Annotated in this window: 6 protein-coding genes; 4 read left to right on the top strand and 2 right to left on the bottom strand. The window is 74.1% G+C overall.

Translation table 11 applies throughout. The features are described from left to right. Positions 1–117 precede the first annotated feature (117 nt). The gene (locus tag V7E45_RS38160) at positions 118–906 is read right to left on the bottom strand and encodes a class I SAM-dependent methyltransferase (RefSeq protein WP_333778867.1); all 789 of its coding nucleotides are present in this window, start codon (positions 904–906) and stop codon (positions 118–120) included. Positions 907–1180: 274 nt separating this feature from the next. Here V7E45_RS38160 and mshA point away from each other — a divergent pair, with 274 nt between their 5' ends. From mshA to V7E45_RS38145, 3 genes are all read left to right on the top strand, one after another. Then, complete coding sequence (gene mshA / locus V7E45_RS38155) at positions 1181–2518, top strand: D-inositol-3-phosphate glycosyltransferase (protein ID WP_333778866.1); 1338 nt, start codon at positions 1181–1183, stop codon at positions 2516–2518. Further along, on the top strand, positions 2511–3011 hold the full coding sequence (locus V7E45_RS38150) for a YbjN domain-containing protein (RefSeq protein WP_333778865.1): 501 nt from the start codon (positions 2511–2513) through the stop codon (positions 3009–3011). The genes mshA and V7E45_RS38150 overlap by 8 nt, the downstream gene beginning before the upstream one ends. Before the next feature lie 152 nt (positions 3012–3163). Beyond that, positions 3164–4864, top strand: a complete 1701-nt coding sequence (locus V7E45_RS38145) for a glycosyl hydrolase family 28-related protein (protein ID WP_333778864.1) — start codon at positions 3164–3166, stop codon at positions 4862–4864. Here the strand turns inward: V7E45_RS38145 and V7E45_RS38140 are convergent. After that, complete coding sequence (locus V7E45_RS38140; RefSeq protein ID WP_333778863.1) at positions 4843–5652, bottom strand: helix-turn-helix transcriptional regulator; 810 nt, start codon at positions 5650–5652, stop codon at positions 4843–4845. The genes V7E45_RS38145 and V7E45_RS38140 overlap by 22 nt on opposite strands. 49 nt (positions 5653–5701) lie before the next feature. Between V7E45_RS38140 and V7E45_RS38135 the strand changes: the two genes are divergently transcribed. Further along, positions 5702–6127 carry a DUF2000 domain-containing protein gene (locus tag V7E45_RS38135; RefSeq protein ID WP_333778862.1) on the top strand — a complete coding sequence of 142 codons (426 nt, stop codon included), beginning with the start codon at positions 5702–5704 and terminating at the stop codon, positions 6125–6127. Positions 6128–6137: the final 10 nt, after the last annotated feature.

Below are 6137 nucleotides of genomic sequence, written 5' to 3'. Positions count from 1 at the left end.
GCCCTCCCCGTCCGTCCGCACATCTCCCCGGGGCGGCCGCCCCCTACGACGATCTCCCCGCCGATGTGACGAACGACGCACGGAGATCGTTCCCCGCCCCACCCGGCCGTTGGCCGGTCAGCGGGCGCGCGGCGCCAAAGCGGCCCACGACACCGTGACTTCCCCCTGGCGCCAGCGGGCCGGGGAGTCCGTCAGGGGCCAGTCGGCGCGCAGGGCGCGGGCCGTGCGGATCCAGCGCTGGCGGGCGCCGTAGGAGGCGTAGGGCGCGGCGGCCGCCCAGGCGCGGTCGAAGTCGCGCAGGAAGGCGTGCACCGGCTCGCCCGGCACATTGCGGTGGATCAGCGCCTTCGGCAGCCGCTCGGCGAGGTCGGAGGGGCGGTCGAGGGAGCCCAGCCGGGTCGCGAAGGTGACCGTCCGGGGCCCCTCGGGGCCGAGCGCCACCCACACGTGCCGGCGTCCGATCTCGTCGCAGGTGCCCTCGACCAGCAGCCCGCCGCGCGAGCCGCCGCCCGCCGGGGCGAGCCGCGCGCACAGCCGCTCCCACACGGCGGCGACCTGCTCCTCGTCGTACTGGCGGAGCACGTTCGCGGCCCGGACGAGAGCAGGCCGGCCGGGCACCGGGAGCTCGAAGCCGCCGTGCCGGAAGGTCAGCCCCTCGCGCTCGTACGGCCTGGCCGCGGCCACCCGCTCCGGCTCGATCTCGACGCCGACCACCCGCACGCGCGGGGCGGCGGTCCGCAGCCGGCCCAGCAGCTCGACGGCGGTCCACGGCGCCGCCCCGTAGCCGAGGTCCACGGCCACCGGGTCCTCGGCGCGGCGCAGCTCCGCGCCGTGTGTGGCCGCGATCCAGCGGTCCATGCGGCGCAGCCGGTTGGGGTTGGTCGTCCCGCGCGTCACCGTGCCCACGACGGGGGTCCGCCCGCTCGAGCGGAGCCGAGAGCGGGGGAGGGGCGTCGCGCGGGTTGCCATGCCTACGAGGGTAGGGGGGTGTCCGGCGGTCCTACGCGGCATGCCGTCGAACGGTTGAGCGAGCGAAGGTAATGATTGATTAAAGCGTCCTGATCGGGAAATGCACTCGAACGCGCCACTGTTGCACCTCCGTGGAGGGCGAGACCCGTCCTCCGGCAGGCACGCCCGCAGCAAGGACCGCAGCAAGGACCGCAGCAAGGAGGAAGGCCACGTGAGCCAGTACGCCGCCAGGCTCGGGCGTCGCTCCCCCTCGGCCCCCTCGCGCCTCAGGCTGCACCGCAGGCCCCGGCGCGTGGCCATGCTCTCCGTGCACACCTCACCGCTGCACCAGCCCGGCACCGGCGACGCCGGCGGGATGAACGTCTACATCGTGGAGCTGGCCCAGCGGCTCGCGGCGATCAACATCGAGGTGGAGATCTTCACCCGGGCCACGGCCGGCGGCCTCCCGCCCACCGTCCCGCTCGCCCCCGGCGTCCTCGTCCGGCACGTGGACGCGGGCCCCTACGAGGGGCTGGCCAAAGAGGACCTGCCCGCCCAGCTGTGCGCCTTCACGCACGGCGTGATGCAGGCGTGGGCCGGTCACCGCCCCGGCTACTACGACCTCGTCCACTCCCACTACTGGCTCTCCGGCCACGTCGGCTGGCTCGCCGCCCAGCGCTGGGGCGTCCCCCTGGTGCACGCCATGCACACCATGGCCAAGGTGAAGAACGCCAGCCTGGCCGCCGGCGACACCCCCGAGCCCGCCGCCCGCGTCATCGGCGAGACCCAGATCGTCGCCGCCGCCGACCGGCTCATCGCCAACACCGCGGAAGAGGCCGGCGAACTCGCCCGGCACTACGCGGCCGAGCCCGCCAAGGTCGCCGTGGTCCACCCGGGCGTGAACCTCGACCGCTTCCGCCCCGGCGACGGCCGCGCCGCCGCCCGCGCCCGCCTCGGCCTGCCGCAGGACGCGCTGGTCCCGCTGTTCGCGGGCCGCATACAGCCACTGAAGGCCCCCGACGTCCTGCTCCGGGCGGTCGCGGTACTGCTGGACGAGCGCCCGGAACTGCGCTCCCGGACCGTCGTGCCCGTCGTCGGCGGCCCCAGCGGCAGCGGCCTCGCCAAGCCCGAGGGGCTGCAGAAGCTCGCCGCGCGGCTCGGTGTCGCCGACGTCGTACGGTTCTGTCCGCCGGTCGGCCAGGAGCGGCTCGCGGACTGGTTCCGGGCGGCGTCCGTCCTCGTCATGCCCTCCTACAGCGAGTCCTTCGGCCTCGTCGCCATCGAGGCGCAGGCGGCCGGCACCCCGGTGCTCGCCGCCGCGGTGGGCGGTCTCCCGGTGGCCGTGCGCGACGGTGTCACCGGCTTCCTCGTCGACGGCCACGACCCGGCCGAGTACGCGCGCGTGCTGCGCCGGTTCGCCGACGAGCCGTCCCTGCACACGGAGATGGGCGCGGCCGCCGCCCGGCACGCGCAGGGTTTCGGCTGGGACACCGCGGCGGCCACCACCGCGGACGTGTACACGGCCGCGACCCAGTCCCACCGCCGTCGCGTACGCTCCCAGCATGGGTGATGTGGAGCGGGCCGTACAGGTCATCGAGGGCGTGCTGAAGGACGCCGAACTGGAGTGGGAGAGCCCGGAGACCGGCAGCTTCGTCGTCGGACTCCCCGGCACGCGCAAGCTCTCCACCACCGTCTCGCTCCTCGTGGGCCGCCACACCCTCTCCCTCAACGCCTTCGTCATCCGCCACCCGGACGAGAACGAGGCGGGTGTCCACCGCTGGCTGCTGGAGCGCAACCTCAAGCTGTTCGGGGTGAGTTACGCGGTCGACCAGCTCGGCGACATCTACGTCACGGGCCGCCTTCCGCTCGCCGCCGTCACCCCCGAGGAGACCGACCGCCTGCTCGGCCAGGTGCTGGAGGCGGCGGACGGCGCCTTCAACACCCTGCTGGAGCTGGGCTTCGCCACCGCGATCCGCAAGGAGTATGCCTGGCGGGTGTCCCGGGGAGAGTCGACGAAGAACCTGGACGCGTTCAAGAGCCTGATCGAGCGCCCGACCGACTAGCGCTTCCCCAGTCGGCGCCCGGCGCATCGGCGTCCCTCCACGGCGGCTTGTGCCGCATGCCCCCTTCCCCGCCCCGGGGTGCCGTGGCATGCTCACCGCCGACGCATTCCTGAACGTCGTTCATATGAGTGAATATGAAGGGGCGGCCGGACATGAACCACGAGCACATCGGCAGGCGCGCACTCCTCGCCGGCGCCACCGCCGTGGCCCTGGGCGCGGCGACGGGCACGGCGGCAGCGGCGCCAGCGGTCCCGGCCGCCCCCGAGGTGCCCGGAGCGCCCCGAGGCGGCGGCGAAGTCCCCCTTCTGTGGCGGGAGTTCATCCGCACACCGTTCACCCACCCCCAGATGCCGTTCGTCGGCCGGGCGGGCCTGCACGGCGGGTCCCGCCGCTTCCCCCGCCCCCGCGCCGTCGCCGACGTCACCGACTTCGGCGCCGTGCCGGACGGCACCACGGACTGCGCCCCCGCGATCAACCGTGCCATCGCCGCCGCCGGACGGGCCGGCGGTGGCACGGTCACCATTCCCCCCGGCACCTTCCGCATCGACGACGTGATCCGCATCGGCGACTCCGGCGTGGTCCTGCGCGGCGCCGGCAGCGGCCGCACCACCCTGTACGCCACCAGGAACCTCACCGAACTGATCGGCGCCTACGGCTCACGCTACGGCGGCGACAAGTCGTCCTGGTCCTGGGCCGGAGGGCTGATCTGGCTGGCGCCCCGGGCCCGTTGGGACTCCCTGGTGGCGGCGATCCGGTCCCGGGCCTGGCCCTTCGAGGGCTGGACCGGCAACGCGCGGGACGAGTGGACGACCCTCACGACGGTCGAGCCCGCCCGCCAGGGCTCCTGGACGGTGACCGTCGCCGACGCGCACCGCCTGGAGCCCGGCCGGCTGGTCCTGCTGCGCCTCGCCGACGACGACGCCCACACCCTGCTCCAGCACATGGCGGGCGGCGGCCCCGGCCCCGCGGCCTACTCCTGGACCGACAAGACCAAGCTGACCTCGTACGTCCCCTACGAGTGGCCCGTGCGCGTCACCCGGGTGCGCGGCCGCCGCGTCACCCTCGAACGCCCGCTGCCGCTCGACCTGCGCCCCGAGTGGGACCCCCGGCTGACCACGCACGTCCCGGAGCTGACCGGTTCCGGGGTGGCAGGGCTGACCCTGGAGGCGGTGGAGACCCCGCAGTCCCCGCACCTCCTCGACAAGGGCTACAACGGCGTGGTCCTGCAGTGCGCCTACGACTGCTGGGTGGACGACGTGACGGTCCGGCACGTCGACAACGGCTTCGGCCTCGTCGCCGCGTCCGCCTGCACCCTGCGCCGCACCCGGGTCGCCGGCCGCGGCTCCCACCACCCGTACTTCTGCCGCGAGGGCTCCCACGACAACCTGGTCGAGGACTTCACCATCGAGCGGCGCACCGTCCCCGCGCCGGCCGGCACGCAGCTGCACGGCATCAACGTCGAGGGCCTGTCCTCCCACAACGTCTGGTCGCGCGGCGACATGCGGATGGGCACCTTCGACAGCCACCGCGGCCTGCCCTTCGGCAACGTCCGCACCGACATCACGGTCGAGAACGACGGCCGTCACGGCGGCGACGCCGGCGCGGGCCCGCTCTTCGGCGCCCGCTTCACCCACTGGAACATCCGGGTCACCAACGGCCGCGCGGGACTCGTGAAGATCGACGGCCTGGCTCCCTGGTCGGCGACGGTCGGCCTGAACGAGGTCCGGGAGTTCGACCAGACCGACGTCCCCGACTTCACCGGCGACCTGCACTCCCGCCTGGAGCTGTACGGCACCACGGACGTCGTACGGCCGCGCAACCTGTACGACGCTCAGCGCGCGCTGAGCCGGTAGCGCCCCGGGGTGACCCCCACCAGCTTCTTGAAGTGCCGGGTCAGATGGGCCTGGTCGCAGAATCCGGTCGCCGCCGCCACGTCGCCCGGCGACCGCCCGTCCAGCAGCAGCCTGCGGGCCCGTCCGACGCGGCGGGACGTCAGGTACTGGTGCGGGGGAAGGCCGTAGGCGGTGCTGAACGCCCGTACCAGGTGGGCGGGATGGGAGTGCAGCACCCGCCCGGCCTCGGCGAGGGCGAGCCCGTCGGGGATGTGCTCGTCGAGCAGTTCGCGCAAGGCGCGTGCGAGGGCCGGGTCGGGGCGGTGGGTGCGGTCGCTGTCGGCGGCACGCCGCCGCAGGTGGTCCCGCAGCCGCTCCCCGACGAGCGCCAGCCGGCTCTCCGCTTCCAGCTCGTCGCCGGGCCGGGACAGCGCGCCGTGCAACTGCCCGACCCGCAGCCGCAGCACCGGGTCGCGGAGGTCGGGCCCGTCCACCGCCGGACCGATCAGCTCGTCCCCGAGGTGGCCGCTGTCGAGGTACAGCACCCGCTTGCGGAAGCCGTGCGGGGTGGCGGGGGAACCGTTGTGCGGGACGTGCGGCGGCAGCAGCGACACGGTGTCGTGCGGGGTGCCGTGCTCCTGCCGGTCGAGGTCGTACCGTACGGCCCCGTCGTCGACGATGAGCAGCGTCCAGGCGTCGTGGACGTGCATCGGGTAGGCGTACTCGGTGAAGTGGGCGTGGAAGACCTCCACCACGCCCGGGATGCGCGGGCGCCAGGCGGAGACGTCCGGCTGAGCGACTGCGACCACGCAAAGAACGTACAAGACGGTCCCGCGCCGCGAACGGCAGTCTCATCCCATGGACACCGAGCCGATCCGCTTCGACACCAAGATCGCCGTACTCCTCCGCGAGGACCTGGAGCCCTGGCAGCGCCTGAACGTGACGGCGTTCCTCGTCAGTGGCCTGGGCAGCCGGTTGCCCGAGCTGGTCGGCGAGCCCTACGAGGACGCCGACGGCGTGGCCTACCTGCCGATGTTCCGCCAGCCGGTGCTGGTCTTCCAGGGCACGAAGGAGACCCTGAAGGCGGCCCACGCCAGGGCCCTCACCCGCGCCCTGCCCCGCGCCGTCTTCACCGCCGACCTCTTCGGCACCGGCAACGACCGCGACAACCGGGCGGCGGTACGGGCCGTCCCGACGGCGGACCTGGACCTGGTCGGCCTGGCCGTGCACGGCCCGCGCAACGCGGTGGACAAGGCGCTGAAGGGGGCGCGGATGCATCCGTGAGGGGTGGGTG

The sequence above is a fragment of the Streptomyces sp. IBSBF 3136 genome, assembly GCF_036815105.1.
In the GTDB taxonomy this organism is placed as follows: domain Bacteria; phylum Actinomycetota; class Actinomycetes; order Streptomycetales; family Streptomycetaceae; genus Streptomyces.
Note: the sequence above shows the minus strand (reverse complement) of the source record. Positions and strands in the feature narration are given on the sequence as shown.